The 18,713-nt window shown below is 66.9% G+C and carries 11 protein-coding genes; 9 read left to right on the top strand and 2 right to left on the bottom strand.

From position 1 onward, the window contains the following. From HWV67_RS03075 to HWV67_RS03035, 9 genes are all read left to right on the top strand, one after another. On the top strand, positions 1–525 hold the full coding sequence (locus HWV67_RS03075; RefSeq protein ID WP_175649870.1) for a 3-hydroxyacyl-ACP dehydratase FabZ family protein: 525 nt from the start codon (positions 1–3) through the stop codon (positions 523–525). After that, the gene (locus HWV67_RS03070) at positions 518–1,807 is read left to right on the top strand and encodes a beta-ketoacyl-[acyl-carrier-protein] synthase family protein (RefSeq protein ID WP_175649869.1); all 1,290 of its coding nucleotides are present in this window, start codon (positions 518–520) and stop codon (positions 1,805–1,807) included. The genes HWV67_RS03075 and HWV67_RS03070 overlap by 8 nt, the downstream gene beginning before the upstream one ends. After that, on the top strand, positions 1,804–2,544 hold the full coding sequence (locus HWV67_RS03065; RefSeq protein WP_175649868.1) for an SDR family NAD(P)-dependent oxidoreductase: 741 nt from the start codon (positions 1,804–1,806) through the stop codon (positions 2,542–2,544). Before HWV67_RS03070 ends, HWV67_RS03065 begins: the two co-directional genes overlap by 4 nt. A 14-nt stretch (positions 2,545–2,558) precedes the next feature. After that, positions 2,559–2,822, top strand: coding sequence for an acyl carrier protein (locus tag HWV67_RS03060; protein ID WP_157969657.1), 264 nt, complete (start codon positions 2,559–2,561; stop codon positions 2,820–2,822). Positions 2,823–2,930: 108 nt separating this feature from the next. After that, complete coding sequence (locus HWV67_RS03055; RefSeq protein ID WP_175649867.1) at positions 2,931–7,481, top strand: DUF6603 domain-containing protein; 4,551 nt, start codon at positions 2,931–2,933, stop codon at positions 7,479–7,481. Next, entirely contained in the window at positions 7,478–8,983 is a 1,506-nt protein-coding gene (locus tag HWV67_RS03050; RefSeq protein WP_175649866.1) for a hypothetical protein, read from the top strand. The genes HWV67_RS03055 and HWV67_RS03050 overlap by 4 nt, the downstream gene beginning before the upstream one ends. Continuing rightward, complete coding sequence (locus tag HWV67_RS03045; protein WP_175649865.1) at positions 8,980–9,837, top strand: hypothetical protein; 858 nt, start codon at positions 8,980–8,982, stop codon at positions 9,835–9,837. The genes HWV67_RS03050 and HWV67_RS03045 overlap by 4 nt, the downstream gene beginning before the upstream one ends. Then, positions 9,834–13,511: a hypothetical protein gene (locus HWV67_RS03040; RefSeq protein ID WP_175649864.1), complete on the top strand. Its 3,678-nt coding sequence runs from the start codon at positions 9,834–9,836 to the stop codon at positions 13,509–13,511. The genes HWV67_RS03045 and HWV67_RS03040 overlap by 4 nt, the downstream gene beginning before the upstream one ends. Positions 13,512–13,525: 14 nt before the next feature. Next, positions 13,526–15,358 carry a hypothetical protein gene (locus HWV67_RS03035; protein WP_175649863.1) on the top strand — a complete coding sequence of 611 codons (1,833 nt, stop codon included), beginning with the start codon at positions 13,526–13,528 and terminating at the stop codon, positions 15,356–15,358. Between the two features lie 64 nt (positions 15,359–15,422). Here HWV67_RS03035 and HWV67_RS03030 read toward each other — a convergent pair whose 3' ends face one another. Together HWV67_RS03030 and HWV67_RS03025 are read right to left on the bottom strand one after the other, a co-directional pair. Continuing rightward, on the bottom strand, positions 15,423–16,391 hold the full coding sequence (locus HWV67_RS03030) for a Csu type fimbrial protein (RefSeq protein ID WP_371929268.1): 969 nt from the start codon (positions 16,389–16,391) through the stop codon (positions 15,423–15,425). Further along, entirely contained in the window at positions 16,388–18,682 is a 2,295-nt protein-coding gene (locus HWV67_RS03025; RefSeq protein WP_175650956.1) for a fimbria/pilus outer membrane usher protein, read from the bottom strand. Before HWV67_RS03025 ends, HWV67_RS03030 begins: the two co-directional genes overlap by 4 nt. Between the last annotated feature and the right edge of the window lie 31 nt (positions 18,683–18,713).

The raw sequence follows: 18,713 nt of genomic DNA, 5'->3' as shown, positions 1-18,713 counted from the left end.
ATGACGGGGACCAGCGCTGCCCTGGATGTCACCGCCGCGCTGGCCCAACTGCGCCGTGGTCCGTTGCTGCAACAGACGGCGGCATCCGCCGTCGTCGCAGAATTCCCGCCGCTGCAACAGGTGCTGCCGCACCGCGCGCCGTTCCTGTTGCTGGACCGGATTCTCGCGTGGGATCCGCACCTCAATGCCTTGCTGGCGCAACGCCGGGTCGATCCTGAAGACCCGGTGCTCGCCGGCCATTTTCCCGGTAACCCGATCTACCCCGGCTCGCTCCAGGGCGAGGCCATCGCCCAGGCTGGCCAGTGCCTGCTGCACATGACCTGCGGCTGCCCGCCGGCGCCGCTGCGGCTGTTGGCAACACGGGTGTTCGGGGCGCAGTTCATCGGCCAGGTGCGTCCTGGAGAAATCATGGATATCGAAGTCCGCCTGCTCGACGACAACGGCATGCTCGCGGTCTTCGGCGGGCGCATCAGCGTCGATGGCGCGGTGCGCACGGTGGTGGTGATGGAGGGTTGTCGTGTCTGAGCTGCCACGTATCGTCGTGACCGGCATGTCGGTCCTCACGGCCCTGGGCGAAGACCCGGGCACCCTGCTCGACAACCTGCTCGCCGGCCGCTCCGGCATCAGCCGCTGGCAGCACATGGGCGATATCGCCACCAAGGTCGGCGGCAGCCTGGAAGGTTTCGAACCCCGCCCACGGCTTGCCGCGCTGGCCGACAGCCTGCCGGACGCAGCACGCCTGCGCCTGCGCCGGGCCAGCAACCGCTTGCCGTGGTCCACGGCACTGTCGGTGCTGATGGCCGGACGCGCCTGGCAGCACGCCGGGCTGTTCGAACACCCACCGGGAGATGACGGCGAAACCGCCATCGTGGTCGGCGGGCACAACATCGGCCAGAACTACAACTTCGAAAACTACCGCCAGTTCCAGCGCGACCCCGACCATATCGATGTGCAGTTCGGCCTCGCCGGGCTGGATTCCGATCATGCCGCCGTGGCGTCCGAGGTGATCGGCATCCGTGGTCCCGGCTACACCGTTGGCGGCGCTTGCGCCAGCGGCGCACTGGCGCTGCGGGCGGCGTTCAACGAGATCCGTTACGGCGGCGCCGAACGGGTGGTGGTGCTGGCACCGGTGCTGGATTACTCGCCGCTGGAACTGCACGCACTGGCGCTGATGCAGGCGGTCAGCCAACGCGCCTTCAACGACTGCCCGGAACAGGCCAGCCGGCCGTTCGACCGCCGCCGCGAAGGCTTCGTGCCCAGCCATGGCGGTGCCTGCCTGGTGCTGGAGCGGGCTGATCTGGCCGTGGCCCGCGGTGCCGAGCCGCTGTGCGAAGTGCTCGCGGTCGCCGCGCGCTCCGATGCCAGCCGCCAGCCGAGTCCACAGGAAGACGGCCAGGTGCGAGCGATCAATGCTGCGCTGCGCGAAGCCCGCTTGCGCCCCGAAGACATCGACTTCGTCTGCGCCCACGCCACCTCGACGCCGCTGGGCGATATCACCGAAGCGCGCTCGATCCGCCGCGCCTTCGGCCGTCATCTGGCGCAGATGAAAGTCAACGCACCGAAATCCATGCTCGGCCATACCTGCTGGTCGGCGCCGCTGGTGGAACTGGTGGCGGCCATCGCGCAGATGCGCGCCGGGCAATTGCACCCGACCATCAACCTCGACGACCCGGACCCGGAGCTGGACTTCGACATCTGCGCCGCCGGCCCGGTGATGCACCCGGTGCGCTACCTCCTGAAGAACTCGTTCGGCTTCGGCGGCAACAACTGTGTTGCGGTGCTCGGCCGCTGGGAGTCGCAGCCATGAACTTCTTCATTACCGGCGGCACCCGCGGCATCGGTCGCTGCATTGTCGAGCAGGTGTTGGCTGCCGGGCACAACGTCGCCTTCACCTGGAATCACGACGCCGACGCCGCGGCCGCCGTGCAGCGCCACGCCGCGCAGACCGCGCCGGAACAACGCTGCGTCGCGCTGCGCCTGGACCTCGCCGACGCCGCCGCCATCGATGCCGTGTGCGACCAGGCCGACAGCGCCCTCGACGGCATCGACGTGCTGGTGGGCAACGCCGCGATCAATCGCCCGAGCCTCGCCGTCAGCCTGCCCGACGCCGACTGGCGGGCGGTGATGGACGTCAATCTCGACGGCAACTTCCGCCTGTGCCGCGCCCTGCTGCCGGGTTTCATTGCCCGCCGTCGCGGACGCATCGTGCTGCTGTCCTCGGTGGCCGCGCACGGCATGACCGGGCAGATCGCCTACAACGTGTCCAAGGCCGGATTGATCGCCATGGCCGCCACCCTCGCCCGCGAATACGGGCGTCGCGGTATCACCGCCAATGCGCTGGTGCTGGGCCTGGTGGACACCGACCTGAGCCGCGACAGCGCGCCGCCGAAAACCTTCGAACACTGGCTCGGGCAATGCCCGAGCGGTCGCCTCGGCACGCCGCACGACGTGGCGCAGGCGGTGCTCTACTTGGCCTCGGACGGGGCCGGATTCGTTAACGGTCAGGCCATGCACCTCACCGGTGGCCTGGATTGGGTGCCATGACAAGGAGCCATGCAATGCACGACATCCACGCCAAGGTTCGCGAGGTAGTGATCAAACACACCGAAGCCGCGCTGGCCTTTCTCGACCTCGGGCCGATCGACACTCAGCTGCGTTTCGATCATCTGGGCGCCAGCAGCCTGGACATCATCACCATCGTCTCCGACGCCATGCGCGAGCTGCAGGTGAAAGTGCCGGTGGAGCAACTGAACCAGTTGTCGAGCATCGATGCGCTGATCGACACCCTCAGCGGCGCGGTGTACTGCCGACAGCCCGGCTGACACCGCGGCGCCCCTGCTCGGCGCCGGCAATCAGCCGGGCCATGGCCCACAAGGATGTACAGGACTCCCTTCCTGCAGCGGACCGATCTCTCTCGGAGGCACCCCCGCATGACCGCCATGAACAACGTTTCACCGGACCTGAGCCAGTTACAGGCCCAGCTCACGCAGAAAAAGGACGCCAGCGGCACCCTCGCCCTCGGTGCCGACACCACCGGCATCAGCGCACTGGACACCCTGTTCGGCGCCAGCAACGTCAGCCTGGCCGATGCCGATATCGGTGCGGTTGGCAGCGACTGGCCGCGCAGCTTCAGTGTCAGCGGCACGCCCAGCGGTGACTGGACCCTCACCGGGCTGGCCGCCAATGCGGCAATCAGCCAACTGAGCCTGACCTTCACCCAGACCGCGCAAGGCGCCGCCATCACCTTCAGCCTCGAAACAGCTGCCAGCGTGACCCAGGGCAAGAGCGTGATCGGCTTCAGCGGCAACCTCGATGACGACGACGCGCTGGTGCTGCAACTGACCCCGCCAGACAGCAACCTGCCGTTGCTGGCGGTGGGCAATTTCGCCTTTCGTAATCGCTTCGGCGGCTGGCTGCCGGTGGACCTGCCGTTGTTCAGCAACATGCCGTTCAGCCAGATCGAGGTCCAGGCCAGTTACGGTGACGCCGCCGAGACCCGCTGCGACGTGACCACCGGGGTCAATGGCGACTGGACGCTGGTCCAGGGCGGGCCGAGCCTGAAAAATGCCTCGGTGACCCTGGCCAGCGACAGCAAAGTGGCGGATGACAAACCCGTCACCCAGCTCAGTGGGAGGGTCGACGGCAGCCTGCAGATTGGCGGCCAGTTGTGGGCCGTCAGCGTCAATCTCAATGGCAGCAGCCAGGTTGCCATCGCGGTGAAAGGCGACGCTGGCCAGCAACCGGCGCTGGCCGCCCTCGCCGGGCTGATCGCCGGTGACGCCGCGGCGGCGACGGTCACCACACAAGTGGCGAGCCTGCCCTTGGCCAATCTGGTGCTGAACAGCGTCGACATCGCCTTCGACTGGCAACAAGGCAAGCTGCTGTCGTCCAGTGTCGCCGCGACCCTGCCCTTCACCTTCAACAGCAAACCCGCCGACCTGCTGCTGGCCGTCTCGCTGCCACCGCTGGACGTGGGCGGCAAGCTGTCGGCGGACACCCCGGTGAAGATCCGCGATGTCGTGACCCAGTACCTCGGCGATGCCAGCGGTTTCCCCGATACTACCGTGACCACGCTGGCCTTCAGCACCGTGCCGAGCGAGGGCAGCTACGGCTTTGCCCTGGCCATGAACGACGTGTTCAGTGCGGGGCCACTGGCGCTGGACAAGGTCAGCGTCAACATCGACAAGAGCGCCGAGGCCACCACCGGCAAGATGAACGCCGAGCTGACCCTGGCCGAAGTCGGTATCGAGGTGGCTGCGGTCTACGGCAAGGGCTGGCAGATCAGCGGCAGCACCGGCAAAGACCAGAGCATCGACGTCGGCAAACTGCTCAGCCAGTTGGCCTCGAGCTTCGGCGTGACCTGCCCCGCCTCCCTCAACGAATTCAAGCTGAAAAACCTGGCGGTCAGCCTCGACACCGGCGCCTCGGACTTCACCTTCGCCTGCGAAGGCAGCTTCCCGATTGCCGGCGTCAGTCTGGACTTCAGCGTCGACATCGAACTGTCAAAACCGAAAACCGCCTGGCAAGGCAACTTCACCGGCGAAGTGGTGATCGGCGCCGCGACCTTCAAGGTCACCTTCACCCAGGACAGCAAGGTCAAGCTGCTGCGCGCCGAACTGGTGCCCACGGCGGGCAAGACCCTGGCCCTGGTCGACGTGGCGCAGACCTTCGCCATCGACCTGTCCGGAGTACCGGCGGAGCTGTTGCCGGTACTCAAACAGGCGTCTTTCACCTACGACTTCAACAAGTCGCAACTGGTGCTCACCGCCAGCACCGACAGCGTGGCGGTGAGCCTGGTCTGCGTACCCGCAGCCACCACCGGACGGCTGTACGCGGCCGTAGTCGATATCCAGGTGGAAGCCGATATCTCGCAGTTGCCGGTGGTCGGCAGCCACCTGGCGGCCATCGAGAACATCGGCCTGAACGGCATGAGCCTGGTTATCGCCTCTGGCGTGTTCAGCGCCGATGAGATCACCGCAGTCAACGCGGTGATCCCCGAAGGACTGCCGGTGGTGCCTGCGCTCAGCGCCACGGGCCGGGTGGTGCTGTCGGCCAACCTGATGCTTGGCGGCAAGGCGGCCAAGCCGCTGCAACTGGCGTTCGCCCAACCGGAAAAACCCAAACAGGCGCTATTGGCCGACGCCGACGTCGCGGCCAACGCACCGACCCCGGCGGGCAACTCCAAGGCCCAGGGCAAGTGGGTCAATGTGCAGAAGAGCTTCGGCCCGATCTCCCTCAGCCGGGTCGGCGTGGTCTACCGCGATCAGCGCGTGTGGCTGATGCTCGACGGCGGCTTCGCCATGGGCGGCATCAATATCGAGCTGATGGGCGCCTCGATCGCCTTCCGCCCGGTGCTGCCGCCGATCCCCGACGGCGCCAGCCTCGACGGCGTGTTCATCGGCTACAGCAATGCCTCGGTGACCATCGCCGGTGGCCTGCTCAAAGTGGTGACCGAAGACGACAAGGGCCAGGAACTGATCGAGTACGACGGCCAGTTGCTGCTCAAGCTTCCACAGTTCCAGCTATCGGCGCTGGCGTCCTATGCCTCGCTCGACGGCTCGCCATCGCTGTTCGCCTACGCGGTGCTGTCCGCGCCGATCGGCGGCCCGCCGTTCCTGCAGGTGGACGCGCTGGCCGCGGGCTTCGGTTTCAACCGCGACCTGGTCATTCCGGGCCTCGACACGCTTGACCAGATGCCGCTGATCGCCGCAGTCAACGGCGACTCGCCGTTCGCCGGCAAAGACCCGTCGCAAGCCCTGAAAGTCATGCACAACTACGTGCCGCCCCGTTACGGCGAGTACTTCCTGGCGCTGGGCGTGCGGGTCGCCTCGTTCCAGATGATCAAGGGTTTCCTGCTGGCCACCGGCAAGCTCGGCAACGAATTCGAGATCGCCCTGCTGGGCCTGGCCACGGTGTCGGTGCCACCGGCCACCCCCTCGCCCATCGGTTATGCCGAACTGGTGCTCAAGGCCGACTACAACTTCAATCGCGGCACGCTGTTCCTCGGCGCGCAACTGACCGCCAACTCGTACATCCTGGCCAAGGACTGCCACCTGACCGGCGGCTTTGTCGTGGCGGCCTGGACCAAGGACAACCCGGACGACCCGAACGGCTACAAGGCCGGCGACTTCGTGGTATCGCTGGGCGGCTATCACCCGGCGTACAGCAAGCCAAGCTGGTACCCCGACGTACCGCGCCTGGGCTTCAACTGGAACGTGACCTCGGAACTGACCGTCAAGGGCGGCCTGTACTTCGCCCTGGTGCCGTCGGCGGTCATGGCTGGCGGCAGCCTCGAAGCGGTCTGGCAGAGCGGCGACCTGCGTGCCTGGTTCAAGGCCTGGGTGGACTTCCTGCTAGGCTGGAAACCGTTTCACTATGACGCCAGCATCGGCATCAGCCTTGGCGCGTCGTACAAGGTCAACCTGGGCATCACCTCGTTCACCGTCAGCGTCAACGTCGGCGTGCAGGTTCACCTGTGGGGCCCGGTTTTCGCCGGCACCGCCACCGCCGACCTGTTTGTCATCAGCATCACCATCAGTTTCGGCGACAGCGCCAACAGCCAGGTCACGCCCATCGACTGGAGCGACTTCAAGAGTTCGTTCCTGCCCGGTGGCGGCGATGCCCCGCCGAAAAACGCACCGCACCGCCTGCTGCTGGCCGATCTGCCACAGAGCCTGAACGACAGCACGCCGGTCAAACAGACCGACTCGGTGTGCCTGGTGCGCGTAGCCAACGGCATGCTGCAAGACCTCAAGGGCGTCGGCGGCATGGACTGGGTGCTCGACCCGGAGCGCTTCGAGCTGACCACCTGGTCCGCAGTGCCGAGCAAGCAGGCCAGCTACACCGGCTCCGGCGCGGTCCAGAACATCGCCGCGAGCAACACCGATTTCGGCGTTGGCCCGGTCGGCGTGAACAATGCCAACTTCGCCTCCAGCCACACCGTGGTGATCAGCAAGCTCGACGGCGAAATGAGCGCCGAAGATATCCGTGTGGACGTCAGCGCGGTGCTGGAAAACCTGCCCTCGGCGACCTGGTCGACCACCGCCGCGCTGGACCCGAGCCTGGCCAACCTCAACGACACCGCGGCGCGCAGCGTGCCCAACGCCATGACCGGCCTGCGCATCGCCGCCAAGACCGACAACCCCGACGTGACGCCGCTGCCCATCGACCTCGGTGTGCTGCGCGAGGAAATCGAAGACCAGCGCAGCGTGGTCTGGCCCGTGCCCAGCGTGCCCACCGCCAGCGGCTACCCGCAAACCGACACCCTGCCGGTGTTCACCAAGGCCCTGGTCGACCCGACCGTCAGCGCCGCGCGCTCGGCGATTCTCGCGCAACTGGCCGTCGATGGCCTGACCACCGCGACCAGCGTCGATGTCAGCGCGCTGGCCGCCAACGCCGCCAACACCTTGCTCCACGCACCGGTGCTGTCGGTGCTCGGCGCCCAACCTTCCTCGTCCACTTCCGGAGCAGCCCGTCCATGACCAGCGCCACGACCACGCCCCTGAGCGACGGCACCGTCCAGTTCGTCGCGCATTGGCTGCCGCCCCTGATGGCCGGCGACTACAGCATCACCGTCACTCAACACCTGCAAAACACCGACCCCAAGGCCGGAGCCAAGGCGGCGTTCGATGAAGCCTTCGTCAACAGCCGGCGCTTCGCCGTGCGTGGCGAGCGTTTCAGCCTCAACCCCGATGAGCTGGTGTCGCGGTTTCCGCCTGCGGACAACCAGGGCGAATACCAGAATGTGCTGCCCCATGTGATCTTCGCCCGGCGCACCCTGCCCTGGGAGCGTTCGCCGGAACTTGAAGCCGACAACGCCTCGTGGCTGGCCCTGCTGCTGTTCGAAACCGACGAAGCGCCGACCCTGCAATCGGTGCAGGCCGGCGACCTGCAACGCAAGCCGTTTTACCGCAGCGCCGAAGACGCCGCGAGCCAGGGCACGCCGTCCACCAGCACCCTGCCGGCCACCACCGCCAGCTACCCCGACGGCTACGCGCTGCTCAGCGGCGCCGATGGCAAGGCGCCGGCCTTCACCCTGTCCACCGGGGAAAACTGGTGGGACCTGTGCCAGGTCATCGATGTGCCGGCAGACCTGTTCGCCGCCATCGCGCCGACCCTCGACGAACTGGACTGGCTGGCCCATGCGCGCAGCGTATCGCTGACCAGCAAGCAGGCCGAAGATGAAGCCGAGCAGGAAGGTTCGTTCTCGGTGGTGGTGGGCAACCGCCTGCCGGCGCCGAACCGCCAGTGCGTGGTCCATCTGGTTTCGCTGGAAGGCCTGGCGCGCTTCCTGCCGACCGCCGATGGCGAAACCGCTGCGCCGCTGACCCTGGCCAGCGGCGGCACCGCGCAGACCCTGCGCCTGGTATCGCTGGCCAACTGGAAGTTCACCTCGCTGGACCCGCAGGAAACTTTCAGCGGCTACCTCGAAGCGGTGGACTGCGCGCCGCTGCGGCGTCCGGCCCCGGCCAGCAGCACCAGCCCCGTGCAACAGACCGTGGCCAACGCCTTCGCCATGGGCTACACGGCACTGAACCACCACACCCGCCTCGGCGACAACACGGTGTCGTGGCTACGCGGCCCGCTGCTGCCGTTTGCCTCGGTGCCGGTGATCGTGCCACCGCCGGCCGCCACACCGCTGGTAGTCGCCGACCAGGCGGTGAGCTTCGACCCGGCCACCGGCCTGATGGACGTCACCTACGCCGCCGCCTGGCAGATCGGCCGCGGCCTCGGCCTGCAAAACAACCTCTACGCCAGCACGCTCTATGGGTGGAAACGCAATGAAGCCCGCGCCGAGGCCCAGCACAACGAAACCCTGGCCCTGACCCAACGCCTGCACGCCTCTTCGGCACTGCGCAGCGGCGCGGCAGCAGCGCCCGTCGGCCGCAGCGGACTGCGCGGCCTGGCCATCGGCCTGATCGCCGAATCCCTCAGCGCGCAGTGCGCCCGCTCTTCCAGCCCTTCTGCGGAGCAAGACCAATGACCCTGCTCGCCCAACGCAACAGCCAGCTGTTCTCGGTGCAATCGGTGACCAGCCGCGCGAACCTTTTGGCCGCCCCGCCCGACAGCGCCCCGGTGCCCGGCGCGATTACCGAATGGCTGAGCAAACTCGCGGTGCTCAAAGGCGTGCCGTTCGGCTATCTGGTGCCGGATGAAGCCATGCTGCCGGCCGAATCAATCCGCTTCTTCGTGCTCGATCCCAACTGGATCAACGCGCTGTTCGAAGGCGCCACCAGCATCGGCCGCTCCAGCACCCGCGACGCTGCCCTCGATGCGCGGCTGGTGGCGCAGCTGTACGCAGCGGTCGCACCTGCCGGCACGGTGAGCGGCTTTGTCCTGCGCTCGAACGTGGTCGCCGGCTGGCCCGGCATCGAAGTCCGCGCCTATGACGCCAACCACAATCGCCTGACCGGCGTACTGCGCCAGGATGTGCTCTCGCCAACGGTGCTGCTGTACATGACCACCGGCCAGATCAGCTATGTGGACATCGGCGAGCCGTCCGAGGCAATGCACTTCGGCGTCGATATCGGCCAGACCAGCAAGTCGCTGCGCTACGTCACCGTACCGGCCGGCGCGCAGCCCAACACCCGGCCCGGCGATCAGGTGGACAAGGCCAGCGTAGCGGTGACCTACCGCAGCGCCGGTGGCGGCAAGCGCGTACTGAAAATCGCCGACCTGGCCAAGGCACTGGAAACCGCACTGGTCGCCAACAACGCCAACCTGGTGCCTGGCACCCAGCAGCAACGCCCCTTCACGCCTGCGGAGTTCGCCCTTGAACTGGTCGAGGGCGTCCAGACGGTCCGCTTCAAAAACACCACCCAGGAGGCATCGGCATGAGCGGCAGCGGCCTGATCGTTCCCATCGACGTGACCGCGCTGGTCATCGGCGTGCCCGATGCTGCGACGGTAAACACCTTCGCCGCGGTGGCCAGCGACTTCTCGCTGATGCCCTGGTCCGGCGACGCCGGCCCTTACCTGGCCGAGCCCCTGCTGCCCCGGCCGTTCGACTCGGTCAATGGCACCGAGGCCATGCAGCCCGGCATCCACCTGCACTGGGCCTTGCCCGACAGCATCAACCGTGGCGGCACCGATGGCTCGGGCAAGGTCGAGTTTCTTCAGGCGCCCAACCTGTGGATGGTGACCCGTATTGCGGGTGCCGACGGCAGCACCCAGCAGAATGCCTGGGTGATCGAGAGCGACCAGTTGCAAACCCAGCGCGACGCCAGCCTGCCGCAAAACATCGCCTCGCGGGCGGTGCCGATCACCCCGGACCCGAGCAGCCCGGGCAAGCCGTTCATGTACCAGGGGCGGGTCTATCGCCAGGCCGACTGGGCCGGGCGCAAGGCCGCGACCTACGCCAGCAGCAACACCACGGTCGGCTACGGCACGCCGTCCTATGCAGCGGCGTATCCGCACTGCCCCAACGTGTTCTCGTTCTGGGACCCGCTGGACGATGCCCAGGCCCAGGGCTTCACCGCGGAAACCCCGCTGTCGTACTCGGTGGTTGGCTGGTACGCCGACAGCAGCGACGATCCGCTGGGCGCGCTGGTGTACCCGAAGGAAGCGACCAGCGTCGAAGCCCGTCAGGCCTTTATCGCCCAGCGCCTGAACTGGAGCGTGAGCAATACTGCTGATGTGCCGGACCGCACCGTCTGCAGCGGCCAGCTCGGCGGCCTGAGCTGGGACCCGGAGCGCGCCTGGCTGACCCCGCCGAGCGCCGGCGGCATCGACGTGGTCATCGCCGACAACACCGCCGAAGCGGTGGCGGCCCTGCTGCAAGCGCGCAACCCCGGTGTGGCCGACCTGGAAACCCTGCTCAACGTGTTCCAGCAAGGCATGCTCGCCGAACTGGGCAAGGTCGGCGGTGCTGCCGCCGCCGATGATGCCGTGCATCAATCGGGCTTCTCGGCGCTGCCGGGCGGCACCGTATGGGTGGCTCGCCAGATCACCGCGCCGGGCGCCACCCCGGCCGGCAGCAACGGCCAGTTGCCCGATGCCGCCGCCGCGCAACTGGAACAGATCAACCGCCTGCAACGCAGCCTCGATGGACAGAACGGCGACCTCGACGCGCTGCGCCAGCAACTGTTCATCGACTGGGCGAAGTTCATGCTGTTGCAGTTCAACCTGGCCAATCCGACCAACCTCAGCGCCGACCAGGCCCGCGCCTTTATCGGCAACTACGACCTGGCCGCAATCAAGACCCTGAGCGGCGCGCCGACCAGCCCCGGCAGCATCGACACCACGCAAGCGCAGATCACCACGGCACTGGCCGCCCTGCGCGCCAGCCTCGGCACGACATGGGAGGTCAAGGAATCCTCGGCACCGCGCTACTGGCAGCCGGCGGACCCGGTGATCCTGCTCGCCGGTCGCCCAACCACCCAGGCCTCGGCCCGCCACGGTGGCGACGGCCGTTTCCACCCCGAAGGCCTGCTGGCGTGCCGGGTCGGCAGCCAGTTGGTCAACAGCGTGAAACTGCGTGGCGCCACGGTGACCCCGCAGGTCAGCCTGGCAGCAGCACCGAGCGGCGCCAGCTACCCGCCTGAACTGGACGCGCTGCTGGCCGAGACCCTGACCCTCGATCCGCTGCACGCGCCGGCCCTGGCGCGGCAACTGGTCAGCGCAAGCGGTCAGCAACCGGCCAACGCGCTGACCGCCCGCGCACTGGAAGGACAGATCAGCGACGCCCAGCACGCCTTGCGCGGCGCCAGTAACGCCGACGACGCGAACGTCATCCTGCAAGGCACGGCGCCGTCTCCGGTGGGCCTGAAGACCTGGCAGCAACCGTGGCTGCCGACCTTCCTCAACTGGGAAGTGCAGTTCTCGCCGTACCAGCATGTCGGCCTCTCGGACGGCGGCGGCGACTACAGTGCCGATGCGGTCACCGGGTCCTTCACCCTCGACCCGGGCGGCCTGGACTTCAACGCCAATCCCGGCCTGCAACCGTCATCGGCGCTACAGAGTTATTCCGGTACCGTGACCCTGGCCGGACGCACCGAGATCAACCTGCAATCGCAGCTCAAGACCTGGCTCGCCAACTACCCGGACGACCCCAACGCGCCGGTGCTGGAAAGCATCCTCGGGCAACTCGACCTGCAAGCCATGGCGCAAAGCCTCAACGGCTTCAACCAGGGCCTGCTGATGTGCAGCCAGAGCCTGCAACTGCCGGTGATGGACGCCCTCAGCACTTCGCTGATCGTGCGCAACTTCACCAACAAGCAAGTGGCGCCGCAGGTCGCCGAGGCCAACGTCGCCTCGCCAGCGCCCAACAACGGCTTCAATCCGCTGCGCACCGGTGAGCTGCGAATCAGCAAACTGCGCTTGGTGGATGCCTACGGCCAGGCGGTGGACTTGCCTGCGCCGACGCCGATCATCGCCGAACGACTCAAGCAGCGCCTGGCCAACGGCGGCGTTGCCGACAACGGCAAGATCGTCCTGCCGCCCCGCCTTACCCAGCCGGCACGCCTGCAATTCCGCTGGCTGAGCGCCCTCGACGGCCAGGCCGAATGCGGCGACCAGGGCCACGCGCCGATCTCCGGCTGGGTGCTGTTCAACCACCTCGACGACGCGCTGGCGATCTATGACGCCAACGGCGCGCCGATCGGCTCGCTCAACACCCTCGGGCCGCGCTGGCAAGGCGCACCGGGCAGCGACAACTGGACCTTGCCGTTCACTCAGGTGATGGCCTCGATCAACCCGTACCTGGCCAACTTCGTCCGGGCACTCTACGACCAGCCGAAAGGCGTGTCGTTCCTCAACGCGCTGCTCGCCACGCTCGACAACGCCAGTGGTGCCAGCGGCCCGTCGGCGCCCACCGCCGACCCGAGCCTGAGCGTGCTGATCGGCCGTCCGCTGGCGGTGGTTCGCGCGTCCTTGCGCCTGGAGCTGCAAGGCCAGCCGGCCGCCGACGGCAGTTGGGATGCCTTCGCCGCCAGTGTCGCCCTGAAACCGGGTCAGCCACGGCCGAGTGCCGGCATCGGCAACATCAACTTCCCGGTGCGCCTCGGCGACTTCGGTCTGTATGACGACGGCATGGTCGGTTACTTCATCGAAGACGGCAGCGAGAGTCAGTGGACCACCTTCTATTCGCCCGCCGCGCTCGGCGGCAACGGCGTGGTGCCGGTAGACATCGACAAGACCGCCGTCAGGCCGGTGGCCGCCTCCAGTCCGGGCAACGGCCTGACATTGACCTTGCTGATCGACCCGCACGGCTCGGTCAACGCCACCTCCGGCATCCTCCCGGTGAAGACCATCTCGATTCCGCGGGCGCAATGGCAACCGGCCCTGGACCGCATCGCCGTGACCTTCCTGACCACACCCATGGTCGGCGCCGGGAGGGTGATGCCGGTACCGACGCCGGAAGAAAACGGCTACTCATGGCAGTGGGTCACGCGCCAGAACGCCGGTCCCCCCTGGACCAGCGACACGCCTGGCGCGGCGGTTCCGACCGCCACGCTGGTGTCGCCTCAACGCATCGAAGAAGGCTGGCTGCGGCTGGTGCGCACTAACGGTTAAGGGAGCAACAACCCATGTCAGGACTCGATTTCAACGTCGTCAACTCGGATGGCAAACCGGTCGTCTACCTCGGTCAGACCCAGACGCTGACGCTCACCGTGAGCAACACCAGCGGCGCCGACATGGCGCTAGCGGGCAGCCTGCCGCTGCCCGAAGACGACGCCAACAGCAACACCGCGCTGCTCTATCTCTTTCTCGGCAACCTGGTCGCCGACCCGGCCTCGGTGCAAGTGACCTGCGCCAGTTGGCGGGCGCAGTTCCAGAACACCGCGCAAGGGCCGGTGTGGTGCCTGGCGCTTGAAGCCGGCATGACCTTCAAGGCCGGCGCAAGCATTGCGGTGAGCCTCGCGGGGCTCAGCGTCAGCGGACTGCCCGGCGCGCGTCAATTGGGCATCGACGCCTACCTCGCCGACGGCGACGCGGTGCAGTTGCCGGTGCTGGCGCAGAACGACCCGGGCAAGCTGCTGCCGCTGAACATCGACTTCGCGGTGACTGGCGGCAACAGCGTCTACGTCACCGAAAATAACAACGCGCCGATGGCCAGCTCCCTGGTCTTCCGCCTGAGCAACCCGTCGCCGAACACGCCGATCGTCCCCGCCGACGTGAGCTGGGGCAGCAAGACCCCGAGCTTCACCCTGTCCTTCGCCTACGCCAGCAAAGGCGGCGCCGGTGCCCTGACCTCGGCGGAAAAGGCCATCGCCTTCACCCGCGGAACGGTGCAGGACTACGGCAACCTCTGGTCGATCAGCGCCAACACCCAGGGCACGCCGAGCTGGACCCTGACCCCGGACCAGTTGAAGAACAAGCAGATCCTCGGCACCGGCGAAGCCGCCAGTTTCGAATTCATCCTGGGCAACATCATCACCCGACTGGACGTCGGCACCACCCTGGCGTACCTGCAATGGAGCAACATTCCCGGCTACCAGGACGGCTACAAGACCCTGGCGCTGGTCAAGGTCAAGCCACAGCCGGGCATCTTGCGGCTGATCAGCCTGTCGCCGAGCGTCATCAAGCAAGGCACACCGGTGCAACTGGTCTGGGAAACCTTCGCCCTCACCCGCCAGACCCTGAGCTGGGCGAAAAACGGCACGCCTTATTCGGTTCCCGTGGGCGACAGCGCCAGCGCCTATCTACCTGATCCGCAACCGGACGACACCGTGACCTACACGCTGGATGGCTATGACAGCAAAGGTGCCAAGGTCACCAGCCAGCAACAGACCATCACCGTGATCGCCAATGCGCCGGTGATCAGCGGCTTTACGGTGAAACCCCAGGTCGCCCCGTTCGAAGGCGCCAACCCCAATGTGCCGGTGACCTGCACCTGGACAGTGACCGACCCGGTGTCGCAGACGGTCAACGGCCAGGTCGGGGTGTCGGGCATAAAAATCGGCCTGAACACCCCAGGCACCGTCAACCTGCTGGTCACCGGCCACCAGAACTTGCAGGCGTCCGCCTCGCAGGAGGTCTACAGCGTGCCGGGCTATGTGCAGACCTTCGTCTCCACCAGCCAGGTCAGCGGCGGCAGCGGCGGACCGAAGATCAACAACGTGCTGAGCTTCAACCGCGGCAGCAATATCGGCACCTGGGAGTTGAACCGCAGCGACGCGCTGTCGAGCCGGATCATTGCCAGCCAGGGGTTCTCCTGGACCACCGACGGGCTGAACGTCTACCTGACCTTCAACGACAAAACCACCACCGCCACCCTCGCCTGCACCTACGGCGCCCTGACCCTCAGCCAGCGCAGCGGCAAGGCCGACAGCCATGGTTTGCAGCCGTTGGCGATGCTGGTGCAGAACGCAGGGGGGCAGAACTCGCCGGTGTTCAGTGCGCAGACGGTGGCGGTTTAGATGAGGTGGTGCCGGGTGGGGTCTTGAGCGATGGAGACTTCGATTTCTACAGGAGCCCCACCCCTCAAAACTGCACATCCAGAATCACGCTGTCCTGATACGCCGCAGCCGGCGGCGTGGTCTGGTCGGTGTAGACCTTGGCGTTGTAGTTGAACACCTGGCTGCCAGTCCCGGTGCCGTTGCCGGGGTTGATGTCGGCGTCGCTGCTGGAGCGCCGGGCGGTGGTCAATGAACCCCAGCGCACCGCGGTGGCGCTTTTGAAGATGTCGTAGGCCAGGTAGTTGTTGGCCGTAGACTTCATCCGCCGTCGCCCGCCGGACACGTAAAGCCCGTCATTGAGCCCGACCGTATACGCACTGCCCTTGGTGCAGGACAGGCTGACGCTCTGGCTGACCGTGGAAAAACCGCTGACCACCGGCGCCGTGCCGAAGTTGATGGTCGGCGTGGTGATCTGACAGTCGGCGGTCACCTGCAGACTCACGGTCATCGAGGTGGTCCCGGTCAACACCTGGCGACCGATGCACGCACCGAGCACACCGATGCCGTAGCAGTAGTCCCAATCCCAGTACACGCTGAAGGTTTCCTGGTAAGTGCCCGCAGCAACGTTGCTGCCTGTGAGGGTCTTGACGTAGAGCGGCACGGTACTGGGCACGATGCTGCCCAGCAGGCCCAGTGCCTCGAGAATGCCATGGCGGGCGAAGTCGAAGGGCTGGCCGCGGGTGATCGGGTAGGACGTGGTGTTGTCGGCATAGATCGTGTAGAGGATCACGTCTCCGGTCGGCCCGACCATGCCCGTGGTGCCCCCCGTAGGGGTCAGCGTCAGTTTGAAGAAGTCGTCGGTGCGCAACAGGCTGAGCAGCGCGCCACTGCAACGCAAACCGGCGTTGGCGGTGGAGCTGGACTGCACGGTAGTGTTGACCGAGGTCGAGGCGACATTGCCGAACGCCACGTTGGCGGCCTGCACCACCGCGCACTGGGCCTCGGCCCGCACCCCGGCCAGGCACAGGACGAGCGCCAGCAACAGGCGTTTCACCGGCACACCAACGGGCCGATCAGCGGCACGTCGTCCTGCGCGGCATCCAGCGCGAACTCCACCTGGCATCGCGCGCCACCGGCCAACTGCACTTCCAGGGTGTTCTGGTCGGCCAGTCCTTCCAGGTACACCAGCCCGTCCCAGCCCACCACCGCCAGCGCGCCGCTCTGCCGATGGGTGACCTGGCTGCCCAGCGGCAAGTCCTGGTGATTGCCATCCACCAGTTCAACCGTGGCCGCCCGCACCCGGTTCAGCGGGAAGTTGAGCAGGTAACCGGCGCCACGGCGCACCGCGACGCGCTGCTCGACATTCTGGCTGACCACGTTGGCCGGCAGATTGAGCGTGTCGATCTCGTACTTGCCGCGGTAGTAGGCGCTGCTCCACGGCACCAGCAGATGCCCCTTGCTGTCGGTACGACCGACCAACTGGTTTTCGTAGCGCACCGGAACATCGGCGAAGCCCTCGGTGCTGACCACCACGAAGGCATCGTCGATACGGTTGGCGGCAAACAGCCCGGCGTCCATCCACACCACCGACCCGCTGGCATCAGCCCAGCGGGTCATGGCGTCGCTGGTGCCGTAAGTACCGGCCTGCAGCTGCACCGATTGCAGGCGCCAGGTCAGGTCGGCCTGGCGGTAGGCCTGCTGGTCGCCACCGGCATAGCCAATATTGAAGCCCACCCCGCCCTCGCTGGGCACGCCGCGGCTGTAGTTGACCCGCTGCAGGCGCTCGCCGCTTTGGTTGCGCTCCATGCTCAGGCTGATGGTGCCGCGCAGGTCGAAGGGGATCACCAGTTGCGCCTGGGTCGCCCACTGCCCGCCGCCCACTTCGCGGTTGGCCGACAGGTACAGGCTGGTGTTGCCCCACAGCGATTTGCTCCAGCTCAGGTTGAGCAGCCGGGTGCGGGTGTCGTTGCCGGCACGCACGTCGAAGTAGCCGGCGCCGAAACTGCCATAGCGCTCCAGGTTCAGGCTCAGGGTGACCTGTTCGCTGCGCTGGCTGAGGCGGATGTAGGGGCTGTCCAGCAAGGACACATCGGCATAGTCACCGTAGCGTTCGAGGCGCTGGTAATTGAAGCCGACGCGCTGGCTGTTGTACTGGTAGCCGAGGCTCGCCTGACGACCGCTGCGGCTCTCGAAACTGCTTTGGCTGAGCGCCGCGTTGATTACCCCGAAACTGCCCACCAGCAGGTTGCCGCCCAGGCCACCAAGGGCCAGCGATTCGGCGGCTTCGGCGTGGGTTTCGAGGGTGAAGCTGTCGCTGACGCCATAGCGCAGGCTGGCCGAGGTCAGCGCCGGGCCGTAGCCAAAATCGCGCAGGCCATAGTCACGGCGCAGGCTACCGGCGGCCACCGAGAAGTCGCTCAGGCCTTTCTGCAGCAGCGTGCTGGTGACATAGAACGGCAGCGTCGTGGCGATCTGCCGACCCTGGGCATCGGTGGTCACCACCACCGCCTCGCCGGCGCCGTTGATATACGGCACGTTGGTCAGGGTGTACGGACCGGGTTGCAAGTCGGCACTGGCACTCTTGTAGCCGTTGATGAACAGGTCGACCGACGACGGCACCGCCGCCTCGCCGGCAAAGGCCGGCAGCGGATAGGTCACCAGGTCCGGGCGTACCGCGAAGTCCCGCGACAACTGCACACCGCCCAGGCGCACCGAGCTGGTCCAGGGCAGTGAGCCGCTGATCACGTCACCGGCCTCGAAGGTCAGCAGGCGCGTTTCGTCGGTGTAGCGGAAGGTCGTGTCGTAGCGCAGGAAGCCGCGCTGGCTGTCGTCGTAGTTGCGGCCGCTGAGCTGCTGGCGCCACTGGCCGGTGGTGGACAAGGTGCCCCAACTGTCGAACAGGCGCAGCTCGTTCCAGGCCGACAGGCTGGTGCCGACGTCATCGGTGTCATTCAGGTAGAGGTCGTAGTTCAGCAGCGCACCAAAGCTGCTGTGGGCCTGGCTGCCATCGAACAACGCCCGGTTACCGATACGCTGGTTGGGCAGCCAGCCGGGCGGCACCTCGATCAGCAGGCGCTGGGTCTGGCTGTCGTAGTCGCTGTGCAGGCCGCCGATGCTGTCCAGCGCCACTTGCTCCGGCACCTCGCCGGGCAATTCGATGCCGGCGGCGCGCAGGTCGGCGCTGGCCATGTACAGATGACCCGAACGTTGCTGGACGGCGACCACGCTACCGCTGCTCATCTGGTTGATCACCAGCTCCAGGTACAACTGGGCATCGCTCACCGCCTCCAGCCCCGAGGGCGGCGGCGGCAGTTCGCCGGCCATCAGCGGGGCCGCCGCGAGCATTGCCATGCCACCCGCCAGCGCGAGCTGGCGG

This window comes from Pseudomonas sp. Marseille-P9899, from assembly GCF_903166565.1.
GTDB lineage: Bacteria > Pseudomonadota > Gammaproteobacteria > Pseudomonadales > Pseudomonadaceae > Aquipseudomonas > Aquipseudomonas huaxiensis.
The sequence above is the reverse complement of the archived record's forward strand: the minus strand, read 5'-3'. Positions and strand labels throughout refer to the sequence as shown.

Bases quoted from the DNA above. Each gene is read 5' to 3' on its own strand.
- HWV67_RS03075 (WP_175649870.1), top strand. From the start codon at position 1: ATGACGGGGACCAGCGCTGCCCTGGATGTCACCGCCGCGCTGGCCCAA.
- HWV67_RS03065 (WP_175649868.1), top strand. From the start codon at position 1,804: ATGAACTTCTTCATTACCGGCGGCACCCGCGGCATCGGTCGCTGCATT.
- HWV67_RS03060 (WP_157969657.1), top strand. From the start codon at position 2,559: ATGCACGACATCCACGCCAAGGTTCGCGAGGTAGTGATCAAACACACC.
- HWV67_RS03055 (WP_175649867.1), top strand. From the start codon at position 2,931: ATGACCGCCATGAACAACGTTTCACCGGACCTGAGCCAGTTACAGGCC.
- HWV67_RS03050 (WP_175649866.1), top strand. From the start codon at position 7,478: ATGACCAGCGCCACGACCACGCCCCTGAGCGACGGCACCGTCCAGTTC.
- HWV67_RS03045 (WP_175649865.1), top strand. From the start codon at position 8,980: ATGACCCTGCTCGCCCAACGCAACAGCCAGCTGTTCTCGGTGCAATCG.
- HWV67_RS03040 (WP_175649864.1), top strand. From the start codon at position 9,834: ATGAGCGGCAGCGGCCTGATCGTTCCCATCGACGTGACCGCGCTGGTC.
- HWV67_RS03035 (WP_175649863.1), top strand. From the start codon at position 13,526: ATGTCAGGACTCGATTTCAACGTCGTCAACTCGGATGGCAAACCGGTC.
- HWV67_RS03025 (WP_175650956.1), bottom strand. From the start codon at position 18,682: ATGCTCGCGGCGGCCCCGCTGATGGCCGGCGAACTGCCGCCGCCGCCC.